This window comes from Aeromonas sp. HMWF016, assembly GCF_963878195.1.
Lineage (GTDB): Bacteria > Pseudomonadota > Gammaproteobacteria > Enterobacterales > Aeromonadaceae > Aeromonas > Aeromonas lacus.
In genome coordinates this window covers 4,381-23,900 of sequence record NZ_CAWNWX010000029.1, presented here as the reverse complement: position 1 = coordinate 23,900, position 19,520 = coordinate 4,381, and the positions used below count along the sequence as shown (strand labels likewise).

The window sequence follows — 19,520 nt, the reverse complement described above, 5'->3', positions numbered from 1 at the left end:
GTTTTCAAAATTTCGTCCCGATTCTATCCCTTATAAAGGTTGATGCAAGCCATTTTTGAATCAATATGCAGAACAAGCGCCGCTTCCTTGCAAAAAACGGCATATGAATGCAAAATAGCCACGCTGTTCGTATCTGCCGCCTGGCTCTGAAACAGGCCGCCACACCTCCTCATTCGTGAGACCAAGATGAAACATAACGACAAGCAAGAAAAACTGGCCAAGGCCTTTAAAGCCTTGCTGAAAGAAGAGCGCTTTGGCTCCCAGGCAGAGATCGTCACTGCCCTGCAAGAACTGGGCTTCGAGAACATCAACCAGTCCAAGGTATCGCGCATGCTGAGCCGCTTCGGCGCCGTTCGCACCCGCAACGCCAAGATGGAGATGGTCTACTGCCTGCCGGTGGAACTGGGCGTGCCCACCACCTCCAGTCCGCTCAAGAATCTGGTGCTGGATGTCGACCACAACGGCGCACTGGTAGTGATCCACACCAGCCCGGGCGCAGCCCAACTGATCGCCCGCCTGCTCGACTCCCTCGGCAAGGCAGAGGGGATCCTCGGTACCATCGCCGGTGACGACACCATCTTCATCACCCCGACCAGCGACACCGATATCGAAGAGCTCTACCTCTCCGCCCTAGAGCTGTTCGAACAGACTCCGTAATGGTCTACCGCGTCATCGCGGTCACGCCAGAACGAAAAATCCCGGCCTTGGCCGGGATTTTTGTTTGGTGAGCCACAAGATCGGGAGTCTGTTCTGCCCCCTCTCTATGCCGTCACCACGTCGTTGTCTACGCAGATTGTTGCAAATAACCCGGACTAAAAACGGGTAGCTGCTGCGCCAGTGAAACAATCTCACCACCTGCGTACAGCCCGCCCCGACCATGACAGCCAACAGCCGATGCCCGATATCTTTCAAATCGGACTCCCCCACCCTTGCGCACTTTAGCGCGCAAGGGGGAAAACGCGTGCCGCTATCACGCCCGGTATTATTTGCCCTGTGCCATCAAAAAACCTTCCGATGGGGCGAAGAAGGCCGCGCCGGTCACTGCCTTGGTGAAGCGCAGCAGGTGGTCGAAGTGGCTGCCCTCTCCCTTGTACATACTGGCCAGCATGGCGTTGAAGTGCTGCTGAGTGCGGCAACAGGAGATGAAGTAGAGTCCCTGCTCGCGCATGGTGCCCCAGGGCATGCTCTGGCGCAGGATCTCCATGGACTCCCCTTTCGGGGTCTTGAGGTTGACCCGCTTGATATGGGCAGTCAGCGGCTTGGCGTCAGACTCATACTCGATATTGTCGGGCTTGGTACGACCGATGATGTCTTCCTGCTCTTTCTGCGCCAGCTTCTCCCAGTCGCTCATGGCGTGTACCCAGCGCTGGACGTGAATGTAGGAGCCACCGGCAAACTCGCCATCGGCCAGCAGCGCCACTTCGGCGCGATGCTCATCCTGCGGGTTCTCGGTGCCATCGACGAAACCGGTCAGGTCGCGGCAATCCAGATTGCGGAAACCGCGCACCTCTTCGGCCAGCTCTACCAATCCGGCCAGCAACGCCATCACGCGGTGACCGGCATGGTGCAGCACATCCACCCGATCGGCACGCAGCTGCACGAAGAGATCAAACGGGGTGTTGGGGGCTTCCTGACCGTTGGCGGATTGCGCCATAAAGCTGCGGAACTGGGGCGGACGGGCGGCAGGATAGAGCCCATCCCAGGCATCGGCGCCAACGGCAACCAAGCCGCTGAAACCGGCATCGGGAAAATCGGCAGCGACCGCCTGCCACAGGGCGGGCAATTTGGCCAGACGGCCGACCAGTTCGGCGGCATCGCCGGTACGATTGAACATCAGATAGAGGGCGTGCAGATTGGGCTCTGCGCAGATCCCGGCTTGGGCTTTCATATATCTCTCCCCTGAGTAGGCGTTAGCGTTATGGGCTATTAGCGTTGCGCGATTATAAACCAGAGCAGCTCCAGTTCTTTGATTTCACGACGATATCACGCGTTCAGGGTAAAGGGTCAAACAACACCAGCGTATGAGGCGCCACCCGGATGCGGGCCCGCATCCCCTCAAGAGGCTCGCCAATGCTCGCCTCCAACCGCAGCTCGCCACACTCGAACAGCACCCGGCAGTGATGGCCGAGGAACTGCTGCTCCACCACCTTGAGCTCGCCCTCCGCGGCGCTCTCCAGTAGCAGTTGCTGAGGTCTAAGCATCAGCTGCAACTGCTCGCCCACCGCGCGGCCATGAGGCTCGCTGCCACAGATGACCCCGAGCGCCGTCTGCACGCAGTGGCTGTCGACCACCTCGGCCGCCAGATAGTTGACCCCGCCGAGAAACTCCGCCACGAAACGGTTTTGCGGGCGGCGATAGAGCTGCTCCGGCTGGCCCACCTGCTCGATGTGACCGGCGCGAAACAGCGCCAGTCGGTCGGCGAAGGCGAACGCCTCCTCCTTGCTGTGGCTGACGAAGATGGCGCCGATCCCCTGCTGCTTGAGCAAGGCGCGGATCTCGAGGATCAGCTTCATCCGCACCTGGGTATCGATGTTGGAGAAGGGTTCATCCAGCAGCATCAGCCGCGGCTTACACACCAGCGCCCGGGCGATGGCCACCCGCTGCTGCTGACCACCGGAGAGCTGGTGTGGATAGCGATCCCCCAGCCCCTGCAGATTGACCAGCGCCAGCGCCTCGTCCACCTGCTGCTGGCGGGCCCGGCGCTCAAGTTTGGTCAGGCCGAAGCCGACGTTGTCGGCCACCGTCAGGTGGGGGAAGAGGGCGTAATCCTGAAAGATCATGCCGATGTTGCGCACCTCGGGCGGCACGCTGGCATCCGGCCCGTCGAGCAGGGTATCGCCGAGGCGGATCGTCCCCTCTGCCAGCGGCAGCAGGCCGGCGATGGCCTTGAGCAGCGTGGTTTTGCCGCAACCACTCGCCCCCAGCAAGCAGACGATCTCGTTGTCTGCCACCGTCAGGGAGAGCTGTTCCAGCACATTGCGGCCGTTGTAACGGCAGCTGACATTTTCAACCTGCAAACAGGACAAGGCTGACTTCCTCTCGTTTCTGGCGGCGTGCGGCCTTTCGGTTCAGCACACCGCATGCAATTTCATTGGCCGACGTGGCGACTCAGTGGCCCGGACTGTCCAGAGTGCGGTTGACCCAGATCAGCGGCAACAGCCCCACCAGCACGATGACGATGGCCCCCAGCGCGCCGCGCTCCAGCATCTCGTCCGAGACGAACTGGTAGACGTGGGTCGCCAAAGTATCGAAGTTGAACGGCCGCAGCAGCAGGGCGGCGGGCAGCTCCTTCATGGATTCGATAAACACCAGCATGGCACCGGCAAACAGACCGCGGCGCACCAGCGGCAGATGGACCCGCCGCAGCATGGCGCCATCCCCCTGCCCCAAAGATCGGGCCGCCATATCGAGGCTGGGGGAGATCTTGCCCATGCTGCTCTCCACCGAGCCGATGGCGATGGCCACGAAGCGCACCAGATAGCCGAACACGATGGCGGTGATGGTGCCGGTCAGCAGTAGCCCCGGCCCCTGACACCCCAACCACTCGGCCAGATCGTTGATGGCAAAATCGAGGGCGGTGAGCGGCACCAGCACCCCGATGGCGAGCACGGTGCCCGGCATGGCGTAGCCCATGGCGGCGATGCGCAGAGGCAGCAGACTCTTGAAACCGCCATCGAGACGGCGGAAGAAGCCGAGCAGCAGGGCAATCCCCATCGCCAGCAGGGCTGTCAGCGCCGAGATAAGCAGACTGTTGCCGGCGAAGCGGACGAACTCCGGCGTCCACGACAACTCGAAGTAGCGCACCCCGTAATCGAGCAGGATGACAAACGGCAGGCCGAAACCGGCCAGCACCAGCCCCCAGCACCAGAGACCGGCCAGCCAACGACTCATCCCCTTGAGTGGATAGCGCAGCGGCTGCTCATGACCCATCGACTTCTGGAACACCTGCTGCCGACTGCGAGAGCGGCGCTCCAGCGCAATCAACAGCACCACCGCCAGCAGCATCAGGCAAGAGAGTTTGGCCGCAGTGGCCAGACTGCCGTAGCCGAGCCAGGTGTCGTAGACCGCCGTGGTCAGGGTGTTGATGGCAAAGAAATGGACGGTGGCAAAGTCAGCCAACGTCTCCATGGCAACCAGCGATACAGCGACCATGATGGCGGGGCGCGCCAGCGTCAGGCTGAGGCGGCGAAAGCTCTGCCACGGGGTACAGCCGAGCAGGCGACTGGAGTGGATCAGGCTGACCGACTGCTCAAGAAAGGAGGCGCGGGTCAGCAGATAGACATAGGGGAACAGCACCAGCGCCAGCACCCAGGCGGCGCCGCCAAGGGAGCGAATGGCCGGAAACCAGTAATCGGCCGGACTGTTCCAGCCAAAGAGAGCGCGCAACCCGGCCTGTAGCGGGCCCGAATAATCGAGCAGATCGGTATAGACGTAGGCGACGATATAGGAAGGCATCGCCATCGGCAGCATCAAGGCCCACTGCAGGGCACGTCGCCCCGGCACCTGACACATGGCCACCAGCCAGGCGGTCGGCACGCCAAACAGCAGGCTGAGCAGCACCACACCGACCACCAGCCCCAGGGTATTGGCCAGATAGTCGAGCAACACGGTATCGGCGAGGTGGCGAAACAGATCTCCCTCAGCCGAGAAGGCAGAGAAAACAAGGGCAATAACCGGTAAAGCCAGCAGCAGGGCGGTGGCCCAGCTGCCGGTAATCCATCCAAAATTTTTCATGAGACCACAGAGGTTGATGGGGCCGTTGGCCCCATCTGATTACAAGTCGAACTTCACTTCATCCAGCAACTGCAAGGCGTCCTTGCGGTGCTTGGCGTAATCGCTGACCGGTAGCGCGTCAGACTTGAAACTGCCCCAGGACTTGACCATGGCGGAAGGCTCGACCCCAGCCTTGACCGGATACTCGGCATTCACGTCCGCATACATGTGCTGGGCGGTGTCACCAGCCAGAAACTCCATCAGCTTCTGGGCGGCGTCTTTGTTCTTGGCATACTTGGTCATGGCCACGCCGCTCACGTTGACGTGGGCACCGCGGTCAGCCTGATTCGGGAAGTTGATATAGACCGCATCCGCCCAGGACTTCTGCGCCGGATCTTTCAACATGGCGCCCAGATAGTAGCTGTTGCCGAGCGACACGTCACAGATGCCATCCTTGATCGCCTTGACCTGATCCCGGTCGTTGCCCTGCGGCTTGCGCGCCAGGTTGGCCTTGACCCCTTCCAGCCAGGTTTTGGTCTCAGCCATACCGTGATGGACAATCATCGAGGAGACCAGCGCCACATTGTACTCATGCTTACCGCTGCGGGTGCAGATCTTCCCTTTGAATTCAGGCTTGGCCAGATCTTCGTAGCTGATGGTGTCGAGCTTGCCGAGGCGATCCTTGCTGGAGTAGATGGCACGCACCCGGGTGGTCAGGGCGAACCAGCGGTTCTCCGGATCGCGATAGCTGGCGGGGATGTTCTCCTGCAGGATTTTGCTGTCCACCGGCTGCACCAGCCGCTTGTCTACCAGATCGGTCAGACGGCTGATATCGGTCGTCAGCATCAGGTCAGCCGGAGAGAGCTTGCCTTCCCGCTCCAGACGCTCGTTCAGCCCCTCTTTGGCGAACACCACGTTCACCTTGATGCCCGATTCCTTCTCGAACTGCTGGATGATGGGCTTGATCAGCTCATCCTGCCGGTTGGAGTAGACATTCACCTCTCCTGCCGCCAACGCAGACTGGGCTGCCAATGCAGAGAAAGCCAGTGCCAGCATCTTCATTTTCATCATCCATTCCTTGAGTTGCTAAATCGAGTGAGAACAATTTCCGTTTGCATTCTGCATATTCCAATTGCGAGATCAAGGAGGAGTGGCGGGGGAAGTTCACATATTTAAACGCGCCATAAATAAAAGGGCCGGATAGAATCCCATCCAGCCCCAATCGGGTTTTGCCATGGCAAGTGATGTGACAAACCGGCGATCAGAGCGCCTCTTCGTCGTTCTCGCCGGTACGAATACGCACCGCCTGCAACAGGTCATAAACGAAGATCTTGCCATCACCGATCTTGCCGGTATAGGCCGCCTTGCAGATCGCCTCGATCACCCCTTCCACGTTGTCATCCGTGGTGGCGATCTCCAGCTTCACCTTGGGTAAAAAGTCGACCTGATACTCGGCCCCCCGGTATAATTCGGTGTGTCCCTTCTGGCGGCCAAATCCCTTGACCTCGGACACGGTCAACCCCTCCACCCCCAGGTTGGCAATGGCCTCGCGGACATCGTCCAGCTTGAACGGTTTGATAATCGCACTAATCAGCTTCATCTGGTTGCTCCCAATCCATGGTGTGTCATAAACCGGGAATCAATTCTTGTGCCAAGTATTTTTATTATTAAATTTCATGAAGATAGCGTCTAATTACGGCGTATCACTCAAAGTGTGCCGGGATCGGCTAGCCACGCGCCCCATAATGAGGCACCACACTGTGGCGGCCAGCGCCTCTGCACCAAACAAGAGCACAGCAGTATGTTAGTCATCTCCAACAGCGTTACCCTCCCCTGGCATGAGCTGCAATTCCAGACCATGCGGGCTCAGGGCAACGGTGGCCAGCACGTCAACAAGACCGACTCCGCCGTCTGGTTGCGCTTCGATTACCGCAATTCTCCCAGCCTGACCCCGCTCTACAAGGAGGGGCTCGACAAGCTGAGCGACAGCCGGGTGCATGACGGCTTTATCCTGATCCGGGTCGAGAGCCACCGCAGTCAGGACATGAACCGCAAGGAGGCGATGAGCCGCCTTGTCGAACTGCTGAAGAAGGCGGCGTGGCGCCCCAAGGCCCGCCATGCCACCAAGCCGACCCGCAGCTCCCAACGCAAACGGGTCGATGCCAAGAAGCGCAAGGGGGAGATCAAATCGACCCGCGGCAAGCTGGTGCTGGATTAACCCAGGCCTGAGGATGACAGCATGAAATACAGTTTTTGCGACAGCACCCATGGCCCTCTGCTCATCGCCATCGACAGGGACGGTCTGCGCTATGTGGAATTCGTGCGGGGAGAGCAGCCGGTAACTCCGACCGATGAGTGGCAACGGGATGATCTGGCTCTTGCTCCCTTCGTCGAGCAGTTCGCCGCCTACTTCGCCGGTCGTCTGCAGCAATTCGACCTGCCGCTGGCTGCCCGTGGCACGCCATTCCAGCAAGCGGTATGGCGCGCCCTCTGTGACATTCCCTACGGTGAAACCGTCAGCTATCTCGAGATAGCCCAAGCCATCGGCAATCCCAAATCGGTCAGAGCCGTGGGAGCCGCCAATGGCCGCAATCCGCTCAGCATCATAGTGCCCTGCCACCGGGTGATCGGCCGCAGCGGCGAGCTGACCGGTTATGCCGGCGGTATTCCCATCAAACGCTGGCTACTGGAGCTGGAGCAGCGTCACGCGCCGTTTGTCCTGACCCCATAAACGTGGTGCTCTGAAGAATCATCGCAGCAGAAGCGAGCCTCGGTCACCTTGCTGAAAACGTGTCGAGAAGATGAACAGAGGATGAAGAATTGTCTCAGAACTACTTCAGATAGAAGCTGGCATGATGGCTCCATACTTGAGTGGCACGGCTCATTCACCACTCCAAGTAGCACCCATGTGACGCTTCCAATCTGTCTTTTTTCCCCAGCGCCTCCCTTGAGGCGCTTTTTTTGTGCCTGGCAGAGTCAGTCTGCAACAAGGGGGAAGGCTGAAACGGCCTTCCCCCTTGTTGCTACCAGGCGATGACCGGATCAGGATTCTCGCGGGGCGACAAACTGCAGCTCCGGTGCAGAGGAGGTGAGAACGTCGGCACAGTAATCCCAGGTCGAGATGCGATAGTGCTGCAAATCTTCGTCCAGATGCAGGCCATCAGACTCCTGATGAAACCAGCTGGCGAAACGGGAGGGGGTGATGAGCTGGATCTGCTCCTCGATGGCGTGACTATCCTTCCCCTCGGCCAGATCGCAATCTTCGATAACCCGCAGGGCGTAGATATGGCGAAAATAGACCCGGCAGAGGATTTGCGGGGGCAGATCGATGCTGCGTGCCCGCCCCAGCATGATGGTCAGAGAGTCGCTCCAGAGATCCTGATGCAGCTCGGCCACAACCAGACCGGGGGGTAGCTGGCGGGACGGAGCCCAAGGGACGGCAACCTGCCGAATGGCATTTTTCTGTTCCATATTCACCTCGCGACGACTCGCTCCCTGTCTTGAGTCTATCTGAACCACATAGTCCCGGCGAAGACAATCGATGGACAATAAAAACGGCAATAAAAAAGCCGACGTATCAAACGTCGGCGAATAAAAAGTGCTTACAACAGAGGATTCACATATTCAGACCCGTGGATCGAAAGATTGGTTCCCTCTTTTTGTAATTAATTTTCGGCGCGTTTAAACATCAGGGTATTGGCGTCCGACTCTTCCGGCACGAAGTAGTACCCCTCGGCATTGAAACCGGTCAGCTGCTCCACCTCGGTCAGGCTGTGCTTGATGATGTGACGGGCCATCATGCCGCGCGCCTTCTTGGCGTAGAAGCTGATGATCTTGAACTGGCCGTTCTTCTCATCCTTGAACACCGGCGTGACGATCCGCCCTTTCAGGCTCTTGGGTCGTACCGACTTGAAATACTCGTCGGAGGCCAGATTGATCAGCACCTCATCCCCCTGTGCGGCCAGCGCATCGTTGAGGTGGTGAGTGATCACCTCGCCCCAGAACTGGTAGAGATCCTTGCCGCGGCTATTGTCGAGACGAGTCCCCATCTCCAGCCGGTAAGGCATCATCAGATCGAGGGGGCGCAGCACACCATAGAGACCGGAGAGCATCCGCAGATGTGCCTGAGCGAAGTCAAAATCGGCCTCGCTGAAATCTTCTACCGCCAGTCCGGTATAGACATCCCCCTTGAAGGCCAGCAGCGCCTGGCGAGCATTGGCCGGTGTGAAGTCTGGTTGCCACTGCGCAAACCGGGCTGCGTTGAGGCCCGCCAGCTTGTCGCTGATCTTCATCAGGGTGGCAATTTGATCCGGGCTCAGTTGGCGAGCCCGCTTGATGAGCTCTGCAGAGTGATCGAGCAACTCGGGTTGGGTGAATCGGGTTGTCACCAGCGGTGACTCGTAATCCAGCGTCTTGGCCGGGGAGACCACAATCAGCATAAGGTTCCTTTATGGCGAGGGGCCGAACGGCAGAGCGGCCCCATGATTCATTCATCAAGCGTCACATTGTCCAGCGTACCTGTACCAAGCTGATCACGGCCGGAAAGCTTGATCAGCAGCCGCAGGTCGTTGGCCGAGTCGGCATGGGCAAGGGCCTCACTGTAGCCAATCTGGCCGGAGCAGAACAGGTTGAAGAGCGATTGATCGAAGGTTTGCATGCCAAGCTCGGTCGATTTGGTCATCACCTCCTTGAGACGGTGCATCTCCCCCTTGCGGATAATGTCGGTGATAAGCGGGGTGTTGAGCAGGATCTCGAATGCGGCGCAGCGCCGCTTGCCATCCACGCTCGGCACCAGTTGCTGGGCGACAATGGCCTTGAGGTTGAAGGAGAGATCGAACAGGAACTGACGATGCTTCTCCTGCGGCACCAGATGCAGAATGCGATCCAGCGCCTGGTTGGCGTTGTTGGCATGAAGGGTCGCGAGGCAGAGGTGGCCGGTCTCGGCGAATTGCAGGGCAAACTCCATGGTCTCAGAGCTTCTGATTTCGCCGATCAGAATGACGTCCGGCGCCTGACGCAGCGAGCTTTTCAACGCCACATCGAACGACTCGGTATCGATCCCCACCTCCCGCTGGGTGATCAGGCTGCGGCCATGCTGATGGACAAACTCCACCGGGTCTTCCACCGTCAGAATATGGCCGTCGGCATGCTGGTTGCGATAGCCAATCATGGTCGCCTGGGTGGTCGATTTGCCCGCCCCTGTGGCGCCGACAAACAGCACCAGTCCGCGCTTGGCCAATGCGACCTCCTGCAGGATCACGGGCAGTTGCAGATCATCGAAGGTAGGAATACGTGTCTCGATACGCCTAACCACCATGCCGGGCAGCTCCTGCTGCCAGAAGGCACTGACCCGAAAACGGCCAAGCGCCTCGCGATAGATAGCGTAGTTGGCCTCCTTGGTGCGGATATAGCGCTCGAAGTGATCGCTGCTGAGGGTATCCCTGACCAGCGTCAGCGCCCCCTTCTTGTCGAGCGCCTCGCCCCCCAGCGACACCAGATGGCCATTCACCTTGAGGGTGGGGGGCGTCCCCACCGTCACAAAGAGATCCGACCCTTTTTTCTCTACCAGCTGGCCCAGCAGTTCATCCAGATTCATCATCGATCCCTCCCTGGATCCGGCATCATCAGATGCTGTTGGGGTCAACCGCCTTGGCCTTGGCATCGAGAGACGCGACCATGCCACGGCTGACCAGCTGTTTGAGGCTCTGATCCATGGTCTGCATGCCGTGGGTCATCCCGGTCTGGATCACCGAGTAGAGCTGGGCAATCTTGTCCTCCCGAATAAGGTTACGCACCGCCGGGATCCCCATCATGATCTCGTGGGCGGCCACCCGACCGCCGCCAATGCGCTTGAGCAGGGTCTGGGAGATAACCGCCCGCAGGGATTCGGAGAGCATGGAGCGCACCATGTCTTTCTCCGCGCCGGGAAAGACGTCGATGATACGGTCGATGGTCTTGGCCGCCGACGAGGTGTGCAGGGTGCCGAACACCAAATGGCCGGTTTCGGCTGCGGTCATGGCGAGGCGAATGGTTTCAAGATCGCGCATCTCGCCCACCAGAATGATGTCAGGGTCTTCCCGCAGTGCCGAGCGCAGGGCATTGCTGAAGCTCTTGGTATCGCGGTGCACTTCGCGCTGGTTCACCAGACAGCGCTTGTTCTCGTGCACAAATTCGATAGGGTCTTCGATGGTGAGGATATGGTGATGGAAGTTCTCGTTGATGTAGTTGACCATGGCCGCCAGCGTGGTCGACTTACCGGAACCGGTCGGCCCGGTCACCAGCACCAGACCACGCGGGAACTCGGCGATCTTGCGGAAGATCTCCGGCGCATCGAGATCTTCGAGGCTCAGCACGGTGCTGGGGATGGTACGAAATACCGCGCCCGAACCACGCGCTTGCTGGAAGGCGTTGACCCGGAAACGGGCCAGATTGGGCACCTCGAACGAGAAGTCGACCTCGAAATTCTCCTCCAGCTCCTTGCGCTGGTGATCGTTCATGATGTCGTAAATGAGGGCGTGCACTTCCCGATGTTCGAGGGCGGGCAAATTGATCTTGCGAACCTCGCCATCAACCCTGATCATCGGGGGAACCCCGGCTGACAGGTGTAGATCCGACGCTTTATGCTTTACACTGAAAGCCAATAACTCTGTGATATCCATAGATTTGTCATTCTCCCATCACAAGATCACTAACGAAACATGAACCAGATTGCCCAGCACCTGCTTCAGGTAAAAGAACGCATTGCCCAGGCAGCCAGAGGGGCGAGCCGCAATCCGGAGCAGGTCCGGTTGCTTGCGGTCAGCAAAACCAAACCCCTTGAGGCCCTGATGGCCGCTCACGCAGCCGGCCAGCGCTGCTTTGGCGAATCCTACGCTCAGGAAGCAGCCACCAAGATCGACACCCTGCGCCAGCAACCCGAATATAACGACATAGAGTTGCACTTTATCGGCCCTTTGCAATCGAACAAATCCAGGCTGGTTGCCGAACGGTTCGACTGGGTGCAAAGCGTGGACAGAGAGAAGCTGATCGAACGTCTGAACAATCAGCGCCCTGCCAGCATGGCGCCGCTAAATGTTTGTCTGCAAATCAATATTAGCGGAGAGAGCAGCAAATCCGGAACGTCGGAACAAGAGATTTTCCGCCTTGCCGAGCTGGTTTCTCACAGTAAACGGCTGGTGCTGCGCGGGTTGATGGCCATTCCCGAACACACCAGTGACGAGACCGTATTGGCCGCCCAAATGGCCCGTATGCAGACTCTGTTCACCGAGCTTGCGCGACAATACCCGAGCGTCGATACCCTCTCGATGGGGATGACCGAGGATCTTGAACTGGCGATCGCCCACGGCAGCACCATGGTGCGGGTCGGCACCGCCATCTTCGGCGCCCGCGACTACTCATAAGCAGGTGCGCGAGCGCATGCAACACACGCCGCGTGCCAGCGCCCCACCAAGCAACAGGAGCCTTTAATGCAACAGCACAGGACGCTCGCCTTCATCGGCGCAGGCAACATGAGCCGCAGCATCATCGCCGGTCTGGTCAAGGCGGGTTATCCGGCAGAGCTGATCACTGCCGCCAACCCGAGCCAGCCCAAACTGGATGCGCTGGCCAGCGACTACGGCATTTGCACCACCCGTTCCAATGCCGAGGCGGCCCGCCATGCCGAGGTGATCGTGCTGGCGGTCAAACCGCAGCTGATGGCTGGCATGCTGGCTGCACTGGTTGCCGAGCTGGGCTCCCTTGCGGACAAGCTGCTCGTCTCCATCGCCGCCGGCATCAAGGTGGCCCGCCTTGCCGAGATGGCCGGTGGCCATGACCGTATCATCCGCACCATGCCCAATACCCCGGCCCTTTTGGGTCTGGGCATGACCGGACTCTACGCCCCCGAGCATATTGCCGCCAGCGATCGCGAGTTTGCCGAGCAGATGATGCAGGCGGTCGGCAAAACCCTCTGGGTGGCGCAGGAGTCCGGCATCAACAGCGTCATCGCCGCGGCCGGCAGCGCCCCGGCCTACTTCTTCCTCTTTATGCAGGCGATCGCCGAAGAGGCAGAAGCGATGGGCTTCTCGCCCGAGCAGGCACGCCAGCTGGTGCAGCAGACCGCCCTCGGTGCGGCGGCCATGGTGGAGCAAAATCCCGAACTGTCGCTGCAAACCCTGCGTGAGCAGGTCACCAGCAAGGGCGGCACAACCGCCGAAGCCATCAAGACATTCCAGCAGCAGGGGCTGATGCCGCTGACTGCCAACGCCATGCAGGCAGCCGTCGCTCGCGCCGCCGAAATGGAAACTCTTTTCTGACAGGAGCCCAGATGAACACTGCTTACTTTCTGATTAACACCGTTTTCGATCTCTACCTGATGGTGGTGCTGCTGCGCGTCTGGCTGCAGTGGGCCCGTGCCGACTTCTATAACCCCATGAGCCAGATGGTGGTCAAACTGACCAACCCGCTGGTGGTGCCGCTACGCCGGGTCATCCCGGGTCTGGGGGGGCTGGATCTCGCCTCCGTGGTGCTGGCGCTGGCCATCGCCTTCCTCAAGCTGGCCCTGCTCAAGAGCATGAACGTGCTGCTGGCCGACTGGCTCAGCATCAGCCTGTTTGCCGCGCTGACCGTGCTGAAAAAGGCCGGTTCGATGATCTTCTGGGTACTGCTGATCCGCGCCATCCTGAGCTGGGTCAGCCAGGGCCGCAACCCCATCGAATATGTGATGTACCAGTTGACCGAGCCCTTCCTCTCTCCGATCCGCCGCGTGCTGCCGGCGCTGGGTGGGCTGGATCTCTCGGTACTGGTTGCCTTTATCGGGCTGCAGGCCATCAACTATCTGCTGGGCGACCTGTTCGGCCAGCTGTGGTGGATGATTTGATGCCTGCCGTCCTGCTACAGGGGGATGAACTGGTACTGCATCTGATGATCCAGCCCAAGGCGAGCCGGGATCAGATCGTCGGATTGCACGGAGAAGAGTTGAAAGTGGCCATCACGGCACCGCCCGTCGATGGCCAGGCCAACAGCCATTTGATCAAGTTTCTGGCCAAGCAGTTCAAGGTGGCCAAGGGGCAGGTCACCATAGTGCGGGGCGAGCTGGGGCGACACAAGACGGTCGCCATCGACAGTCCCAAACAGTTGCCGCCGGAAGTGAGCGCTCTGCTGGACAATCCGGCCTGAGCCAACATTGATACGAGAGGGATGACACCATGAAAACAGCCTGGATGAGCTGCCTGTTGGCACTGCTGATGACCCTGCCCCTGCGGGCTGAACAGATGAAAGAGCTGGGCCCCTGGCAGGTGCACTACAACGCCTTCAACTCCAGCTTCCTCACTCCCGAAGTGGCCAAAACCTACGGTCTGGAGCGCAGCCGCTACAACGGCATCATCAACATTGCGGTGCAGGACAAGCAGGCCAAGGCCCAGGCGGTCTCCGTCACCGGCGAAGCCAAGAACCTCACCGGCACCATCCGCAACCTCAGCTTCCAGGAGGTCAAGGAGGGGGATGCTATCTACTATCTGGCAACCCTCCCCTATCGCAATGAAGATACCTACCAGTTCACCTTGAAGATCATGGGGGGCGGTCAGCAGCAGATCCTCACCTTCCAGCAAACCTTCTACGTTGACTGAATAGTGCAACAAAAAGCCCCGACTCAGGTCGGGGCTTTTTGATCGGGAAAAACAGCAAGGGCGCCATGATGGCGCCCTTGTTTTATGAATTATCCAGGCCTGTTACAGGGCGAGGAAGATGCTCGCGAGGGAGGCGCTCATCAGGTTGGCCAGCACGCCGGAGAGGATGGCACGCATGCCGTAACGGGCGATAAAGCCTTTGCGCTCCGGCACCATGGCACCCAAACCGCCGATCAGGATGGCCATGGAGGAGATATTGGCGAAACCGCACAGGGCGAAGGTCACGATGGCTTTGCTCGACTCGCTCAGGGTCTGATCTTGCACCAGAGCGATGAAGGCGACGAACTCGTTGACCACGATCTTGGTACCAATCAGAGCACCGGCAGCCTGTGCCTGCTCCCAGGGCACACCGATCAACCAGGATACCGGGGCAAACAACCAACCCAGAATGATCTGGAAGCTCAGATCCAAACCCACCAGACCGCCTGCCCAGCCGAGCAGACCGTTGAGCATGGCGATCACACCGACGAAGGCAAGCAGGGTCGCACCGACAGCCACGGCGATATTGAGGCCGGCCATGGCACCATCGGCCGCCGCTTCAATCACGTTGGTGGCGCGGGGGATCTCGACATCCTGATGGTGATCCACCTCTTCAACTCCCGGCGGAACCAGGATCTTGGCCATCGCCAGACCGGCCGGCGCAGACATGAAGGCTGCCGCGATCAGGTATTTCAGCTCAACCCCTATGCTGGCGTAACCGACCAGAGTGCCGCCCGCGACAGAGGCGAGGCCACAGCTCATCACCGCGAAGAACTGGGAGTCGGACATCTTGGAGAGGTAGGGTTTGACCACCAGCGGTGCTTCCACCATGCCGACGAAGATGTTGGCGGTGGCGGAGAGGCTCTCGGCACGGCCGGTGCCCAGCAGCTTCTGCAGACCGCCGCCCAGCAGGGCTATGACCCGCGGCATGATGCCGATGTGATAGAGGATGGCGATCACCGCGGAGAAGAAGATGATGACCGGCAGCACGTTGAAGGCAAAGATGAAACCCAGCTTGAACTTTGCCAGATCGCCGAACAGGAAGGCGATCCCCTCCTGACCGTAGCCAATCACGCTGCTGACACTCTCGCTCACCCCGTTCAGCACGTGCTGACCAGCAGGCAGCCAGAGTACCAGCGCGGCAAACATGACCTGCAGGCAGAGGGCAAGGCCAACTGTTCGCAACGGGATACGACGACGATTATCAGAGCAGGTCACGGCAAGCGCCAGGATACTCAGGATGCCGAGCAGGGCAATCATAGGGACTCCATCAGGTGGGGAAAAAGATGGGCGCGGATTCTGCGCTTCTCCCCTCGTCACTGCAAGTCCACTTGGTTACGGCTCTGTTAGAAAAAACGTTTGCACGATACCGGTTGCGCCAACTGGCTGATTTGGCTAGATTTTAGTATCAGAAGAAATCGAGTGTTTCCATTTAAAAACAATCATTCCTCACTGCCGGACAATCGACCACCGAGCCAAGGGGCAAGTCGCTGCTCCCAATAGGGTTCGGGGCCAAAGCGGGCCTTGAGGAAATCGATGAAGAGACGGATCTTGGGATCCAGATGTTCGCGCCGGGCGTAAACGGCGTGTACCGCCATCTGCTGGTTCGGTCGCCACCCTGGCAACACAGGGATCAGCTTGCCGCTCTGTAACTCCTTGTCCAGCAAGTAGTTGGCAATATAGGCGATACCGAGCCCGGCCAGTGCAGCATCCCGCACCGCCTCCGCCATATCCACCCGATAGTTGCCCGCCACCTGCACCGTCTGGCGCTCCTTGCCCTGGCGAAACGACCACTGGTGATAGCGCCGCTCCCGACTCTGGTAAGTGATGCAGTTGTGCTGGGCCAGATCCTTGGGATGGAGCGGCGTGCCGTGGCTCAGCAGGTAATCCGGCGAAGCCGCCACCACGAAGCCAATGTCGGCCAGCCGCTGTCCCACCAGCCCTTCCGGCTTGTCCTCATAGGTGGTGAGCCAAAGATCCAGCCCCTCATCTACCAGATTGGTTCTGTGGTCGAACAGCGAGACTTCCAGCTCCAGCTCGGGATAGCGATCCTGAAACGCCTTGAGATGAGGAATGACGTGCAAGCGGCCAAAAGATTGGCCCACCCCGAGATGGAGCACACCGCTCACCTTGCCGCGCCGCTCGGCGATCATGGAGTCAGCCTCCTGCGCCACCGCCACCAGCGCATGGCAGTGGCGGGCATACTCCTGACCCAGCTCGGTCAGGACGAAGCGCCGGGTGGTGCGCTGTACCAGCTGGGCGCCAAGAGTGGTCTCCAGCAGCGCCAGCTGCTTGCTGATATGGGACTTGGAGACCCCGAGACGACGGGCGGCGGCAGAGATCCCCTGCTCGCGCACCAGCGCATCGAAGATCACCATTTGAGGAAGACGTTGCAGCACAGGATAACCGGATTGAGTGGCGGGAGCCCATTATTCCAGAGCCGCCCGCCAAGGGGTAGGGTCAGAGCCCCAGCGCCCGGGTGATCTGCAGTTTGAGGGGGTCGTCAGCCGGATTCTGGTTGGCGCCGTAGCTGGCGATCAGCTTGCCATCGCGCCCCACCAGATACTTGTGGAAGTTCCAGTTCGGCTCATCTCCGTCAGCGGCCGCCGCCAGCCCCTTGAACAGTGGCACAGCATCGGAGCCCCGCACCGCCACTCGATTGAACATCGGGAAGGTGACGCCATAGTCGCGGCGACACACCTCGGCAGTCTTGGTCTCGTTGCCCGCCTCCTGCCAGAAATCGTTGGAGGGGAAGCCCAGAATAATCAGCCCTTTATCCTTGTAGCTCTGGTAGAGCTTCTCCAGATCGCGGAACTGGCCGCTATAACCGCAGTAGGAGGCGGTATTGACCACCAGCACCACCTTGCCCTCGGTCAGCTGACAGAGATTATGGCGCTGGGTGCTGTTGAGCTCGCGCATCTCCACATTGAAATAGTCGGGACAGGTGGCAGATGCCATGCCGCTGCCAAGCAGCAACAACAGCGCGAACCATTTCATCGGCAACACTCCTTGTGGTTTTCTCTCTGATACGTCCCTTGCACCGGGGCGGTTCACTCTCAATGTAGAGGAATGCCGGTCAGCCAGCCGTGGCCCCAGAAGATGAGCAGCGCCGTGGCCGCCAGTCCGGCCCCGACACTGATGCCGGTACCGGTCCAGTTGGCCTCGGGGCGTGGATACTTCTGCCAGTCCCGCACCGAAATCCAGACGATGCTCACCAGCGCCCACAGCCCGATACCGCCAAACAGCACCAGTGAACGCGCCTCGCTGTTGACCAGCAGGTGGGCAATGGCCCAGAGCAGGGTGCCGAGCAGCTGCGGATGAACCAGCCAGCGCCGCAAATGGTTGGGGCCCTGCCCCGAAAAAAAGAGAATGAGGGAGATGGGCATCATCCCCATCATGGCCAGCGGCCCCCAATCCGGCAGGAAATAGAGCGGAAATGGCCGGACAGTGCGCCAGCCGGCAATGATGCAGGCGATGGCAACGAAAACCAGCAGGGAGAAGAGCCCCTTGTAGCGATTTTCCCCGAGCCGCTCGCGCAGCCGTGCCCGATGCGCCGCTGCAAAACAGGGATAGAGGTGGATCAGGGTAAACAGCGCGACGCCCAGAGTCAGCAGGATCATGGGTCTCTCCTTGTTCGTGTGGCTACCACTATGCCGGAAAGGGCGGAATGCGCCTATAGAAACCGCGCGGCCCCATGGCATCGAACATGGAGCTGGAGAATGTAACAAGAAAAAAGCCGATCACGGAGGATCGGCAAAGAAGTGCTAGGGCAGCCAGACATCTCGCGGGATGAGAGATGCCCCATACGGGAATATTGGGTGGCCGATGACGCCCATCGGCCGAACCGGATCAACCCTTGAGCTGATAGAGTGCCGCAACGTTGCGCGCAGTCAGCTGAATGTTGGTGCTGGCGGTCTCCAGCGCTTCCGGCAGAGACATGGCACGGTTGACCACGGCGAACACCGCATCCAGCCCGTGCTCGTGCACCACGCCGCAATCATCGGTCAGACAGCCGGAGATACCGATCACCGACTTGCCGAACTGCTTGGCACAGCGTGCGACACCGATTGGCGTCTTGCCGTGGATGGTCTGGCTATCGATACGACCTTCACCGGTAATGACCAGATCCGCATCGGCCACTTCATCAGCCAGTTTCAGGGCTTCGATGACGATCTGGATACCGGGCTTGAGCTCGGCACCGAGCAGACCGACCAGCGCGGCCCCCATACCACCGGCAGCGCCCGCCCCCGGAATATCCTTCACCTGCTTGCCAAGGGCCTGCTCGATGCAGTCGGCATAACGGGAAAGGTTGGCATCGAGCTGCTGCACCATCTCCGGGGTCGCCCCCTTCTGCGGGCCAAACACCGCGGAGGCGCCTTTCGGGCCGCACAGCGGGTTGTTCACATCGCACGCCACCTCGATAACCAGCTCGCCCAGACGCGGGTCCAGACCGCTCAGGTCGATGGTCGCAAGTTCGGCAAGACCGGCGCCACCCAGCTCGATGGCTGAGCCATCGGCTTTGAGCAACTTGCCGCCGAGCGCCTGGATCATACCGGCACCGCCGTCATTGGTGGCACTACCACCGATACCGAGGATGAGGTGCTTCACTCCCATCTCCAGCGCGGCCAGGATCAGCTCACCGGTCCCGAAGCTGGAGGTGAGCAGCGGATTGCGCTGCTCGGGAGCGACCAGATGGATACCGGAGGCGGCGGCCATCTCGATGACGGCGCGCTGACCATCACCCAGCAGGCCGACAAAACCCTGCACCTTGTTGCCAAGGGGCGCTGTCACTTCGACCGGGAGGATGCGGCCGCCGGTGGCATCGACCAGCGACTGCACCGTGCCCTCGCCGCCATCGGCCATCGGCAATTTGACGTAGGTGGCGTTTGGCAACACCTGTTTGAAACCGGCCTCGATGGCATCGGCCACCGCCATGGCGCTCAGGCTCTCCTTGAATGAATCGGGGGCAATAACAATTTTCATATCAATTCCTTAGGCGAGGCCAAACACGCCAAACATCAGGGTAGAGACAGCTGCAATGGTCAGACCGACTGCGGTTTCGTAAGGGATGAGCTTGAGACGCTCACCCACGCCCATGTGGACGCTGCCGCCAGTAGCATGGAAGAAGGAGCCGTGGGGCATATGGTCAAACACGGTGGCACC

22 protein-coding genes and 1 pseudogene are annotated in these 19,520 nt (G+C 59.9%); 8 read left to right on the top strand and 15 right to left on the bottom strand.

What is annotated here, in order from left to right:
- Positions 1-186 precede the first annotated feature (186 nt).
- A complete protein-coding gene (gene argR / locus AACS24_RS04540) occupies positions 187-657 on the top strand; it encodes a transcriptional regulator ArgR (protein WP_005340378.1) in 471 nt (156 codons plus the stop codon).
- Between the two features lie 325 nt (positions 658-982).
- Here the strand turns inward: argR and AACS24_RS04535 are convergent, their stop codons facing one another.
- The 5 genes from AACS24_RS04535 to glnK all read right to left on the bottom strand — a co-directional run bounded on the left by AACS24_RS04535 (position 983) and on the right by glnK (position 6,313).
- Entirely contained in the window at positions 983-1,888 is a 906-nt protein-coding gene (locus AACS24_RS04535) for a Dyp-type peroxidase (protein ID WP_108572501.1), read from the bottom strand.
- Positions 1,889-1,991: 103 nt separating this feature from the next.
- Positions 1,992-3,026 (bottom strand): ABC transporter ATP-binding protein, encoded by a 1,035-nt coding sequence (locus tag AACS24_RS04530; RefSeq protein ID WP_108572500.1) that lies wholly within the window; start codon positions 3,024-3,026, stop codon positions 1,992-1,994.
- Between the two features lie 82 nt (positions 3,027-3,108).
- Positions 3,109-4,734: an ABC transporter permease gene (locus AACS24_RS04525; RefSeq protein WP_108572499.1), complete on the bottom strand. Its 1,626-nt coding sequence runs from the start codon at positions 4,732-4,734 to the stop codon at positions 3,109-3,111.
- A gap of 39 nt (positions 4,735-4,773) precedes the next feature.
- Entirely contained in the window at positions 4,774-5,781 is a 1,008-nt protein-coding gene (locus AACS24_RS04520; RefSeq protein WP_108572498.1) for a Fe(3+) ABC transporter substrate-binding protein, read from the bottom strand.
- A 193-nt stretch (positions 5,782-5,974) separates the two neighbouring features.
- Complete coding sequence (gene glnK, locus AACS24_RS04515; RefSeq protein ID WP_033114048.1) at positions 5,975-6,313, bottom strand: P-II family nitrogen regulator; 339 nt, start codon at positions 6,311-6,313, stop codon at positions 5,975-5,977.
- Between the two features lie 201 nt (positions 6,314-6,514).
- Here glnK and arfB point away from each other — a divergent pair, with 201 nt between their 5' ends.
- Together arfB and AACS24_RS04505 are read left to right on the top strand one after the other, a co-directional pair.
- On the top strand, positions 6,515-6,931 hold the full coding sequence (arfB, locus tag AACS24_RS04510) for an alternative ribosome rescue aminoacyl-tRNA hydrolase ArfB (RefSeq protein ID WP_033114047.1): 417 nt from the start codon (positions 6,515-6,517) through the stop codon (positions 6,929-6,931).
- A 21-nt stretch (positions 6,932-6,952) separates the two neighbouring features.
- The gene (locus AACS24_RS04505; protein WP_108572497.1) at positions 6,953-7,444 is read left to right on the top strand and encodes a methylated-DNA--[protein]-cysteine S-methyltransferase; all 492 of its coding nucleotides are present in this window, start codon (positions 6,953-6,955) and stop codon (positions 7,442-7,444) included.
- A 311-nt stretch (positions 7,445-7,755) separates the two neighbouring features.
- Here the strand turns inward: AACS24_RS04505 and AACS24_RS04500 are convergent, their stop codons facing one another.
- From AACS24_RS04500 to tapT, 4 genes are all read right to left on the bottom strand, one after another.
- Complete coding sequence (locus tag AACS24_RS04500) at positions 7,756-8,184, bottom strand: hypothetical protein (protein ID WP_033114045.1); 429 nt, start codon at positions 8,182-8,184, stop codon at positions 7,756-7,758.
- 194 nt (positions 8,185-8,378) lie between these two features.
- On the bottom strand, positions 8,379-9,152 hold the full coding sequence (yaaA, locus tag AACS24_RS04495) for a peroxide stress protein YaaA (RefSeq protein WP_108572496.1): 774 nt from the start codon (positions 9,150-9,152) through the stop codon (positions 8,379-8,381).
- 47 nt (positions 9,153-9,199) lie between these two features.
- Entirely contained in the window at positions 9,200-10,309 is a 1,110-nt protein-coding gene (gene tapU / locus AACS24_RS04490) for a type IVa pilus ATPase TapU (RefSeq protein WP_108572509.1), read from the bottom strand.
- A 28-nt stretch (positions 10,310-10,337) separates the two neighbouring features.
- Positions 10,338-11,372, bottom strand: coding sequence for a type IVa pilus ATPase TapT (tapT, locus tag AACS24_RS04485; RefSeq protein ID WP_033114043.1), 1,035 nt, complete (start codon positions 11,370-11,372; stop codon positions 10,338-10,340).
- A gap of 39 nt (positions 11,373-11,411) precedes the next feature.
- On the opposite strand from tapT, the gene AACS24_RS04480 reads away from it, so the two are divergent.
- From AACS24_RS04480 to AACS24_RS04460, 5 genes are all read left to right on the top strand, one after another.
- Positions 11,412-12,113, top strand: coding sequence for a YggS family pyridoxal phosphate-dependent enzyme (locus tag AACS24_RS04480; RefSeq protein ID WP_108572495.1), 702 nt, complete (start codon positions 11,412-11,414; stop codon positions 12,111-12,113).
- 66 nt (positions 12,114-12,179) lie between these two features.
- The gene (proC, locus tag AACS24_RS04475) at positions 12,180-13,007 is read left to right on the top strand and encodes a pyrroline-5-carboxylate reductase (RefSeq protein WP_108572494.1); all 828 of its coding nucleotides are present in this window, start codon (positions 12,180-12,182) and stop codon (positions 13,005-13,007) included.
- A gap of 11 nt (positions 13,008-13,018) precedes the next feature.
- On the top strand, positions 13,019-13,570 hold the full coding sequence (locus AACS24_RS04470; RefSeq protein ID WP_108572493.1) for a YggT family protein: 552 nt from the start codon (positions 13,019-13,021) through the stop codon (positions 13,568-13,570).
- The gene (gene yggU / locus AACS24_RS04465; protein ID WP_033114039.1) at positions 13,570-13,869 is read left to right on the top strand and encodes a DUF167 family protein YggU; all 300 of its coding nucleotides are present in this window, start codon (positions 13,570-13,572) and stop codon (positions 13,867-13,869) included. The genes AACS24_RS04470 and yggU overlap by 1 nt, the downstream gene beginning before the upstream one ends.
- Positions 13,870-13,898: 29 nt before the next feature.
- A complete protein-coding gene (locus AACS24_RS04460) occupies positions 13,899-14,318 on the top strand; it encodes a DUF4426 domain-containing protein (RefSeq protein WP_033114038.1) in 420 nt (139 codons plus the stop codon).
- A 102-nt stretch (positions 14,319-14,420) separates the two neighbouring features.
- Here the strand turns inward: AACS24_RS04460 and AACS24_RS04455 are convergent, their stop codons facing one another.
- The 6 genes and pseudogenes from AACS24_RS04455 to AACS24_RS04430 all read right to left on the bottom strand — a co-directional run.
- Positions 14,421-15,617: a NupC/NupG family nucleoside CNT transporter gene (locus AACS24_RS04455; RefSeq protein WP_108572492.1), complete on the bottom strand. Its 1,197-nt coding sequence runs from the start codon at positions 15,615-15,617 to the stop codon at positions 14,421-14,423.
- A 182-nt stretch (positions 15,618-15,799) separates the two neighbouring features.
- A complete protein-coding gene (locus AACS24_RS04450; RefSeq protein ID WP_181364312.1) occupies positions 15,800-16,735 on the bottom strand; it encodes a LysR family transcriptional regulator in 936 nt (311 codons plus the stop codon).
- Positions 16,736-16,817: 82 nt separating this feature from the next.
- On the bottom strand, positions 16,818-17,354 hold the full coding sequence (locus AACS24_RS04445; RefSeq protein WP_108572490.1) for a glutathione peroxidase: 537 nt from the start codon (positions 17,352-17,354) through the stop codon (positions 16,818-16,820).
- Between the two features lie 59 nt (positions 17,355-17,413).
- A complete protein-coding gene (locus tag AACS24_RS04440) occupies positions 17,414-17,977 on the bottom strand; it encodes an NnrU family protein (protein ID WP_041209067.1) in 564 nt (187 codons plus the stop codon).
- A gap of 229 nt (positions 17,978-18,206) precedes the next feature.
- Positions 18,207-19,340: a glycerate kinase gene (locus AACS24_RS04435; RefSeq protein ID WP_108572489.1), complete on the bottom strand. Its 1,134-nt coding sequence runs from the start codon at positions 19,338-19,340 to the stop codon at positions 18,207-18,209.
- A 9-nt stretch (positions 19,341-19,349) separates the two neighbouring features.
- Positions 19,350-19,520, bottom strand: a pseudogene (locus AACS24_RS04430) (GntP family permease); the annotation flags it as partial.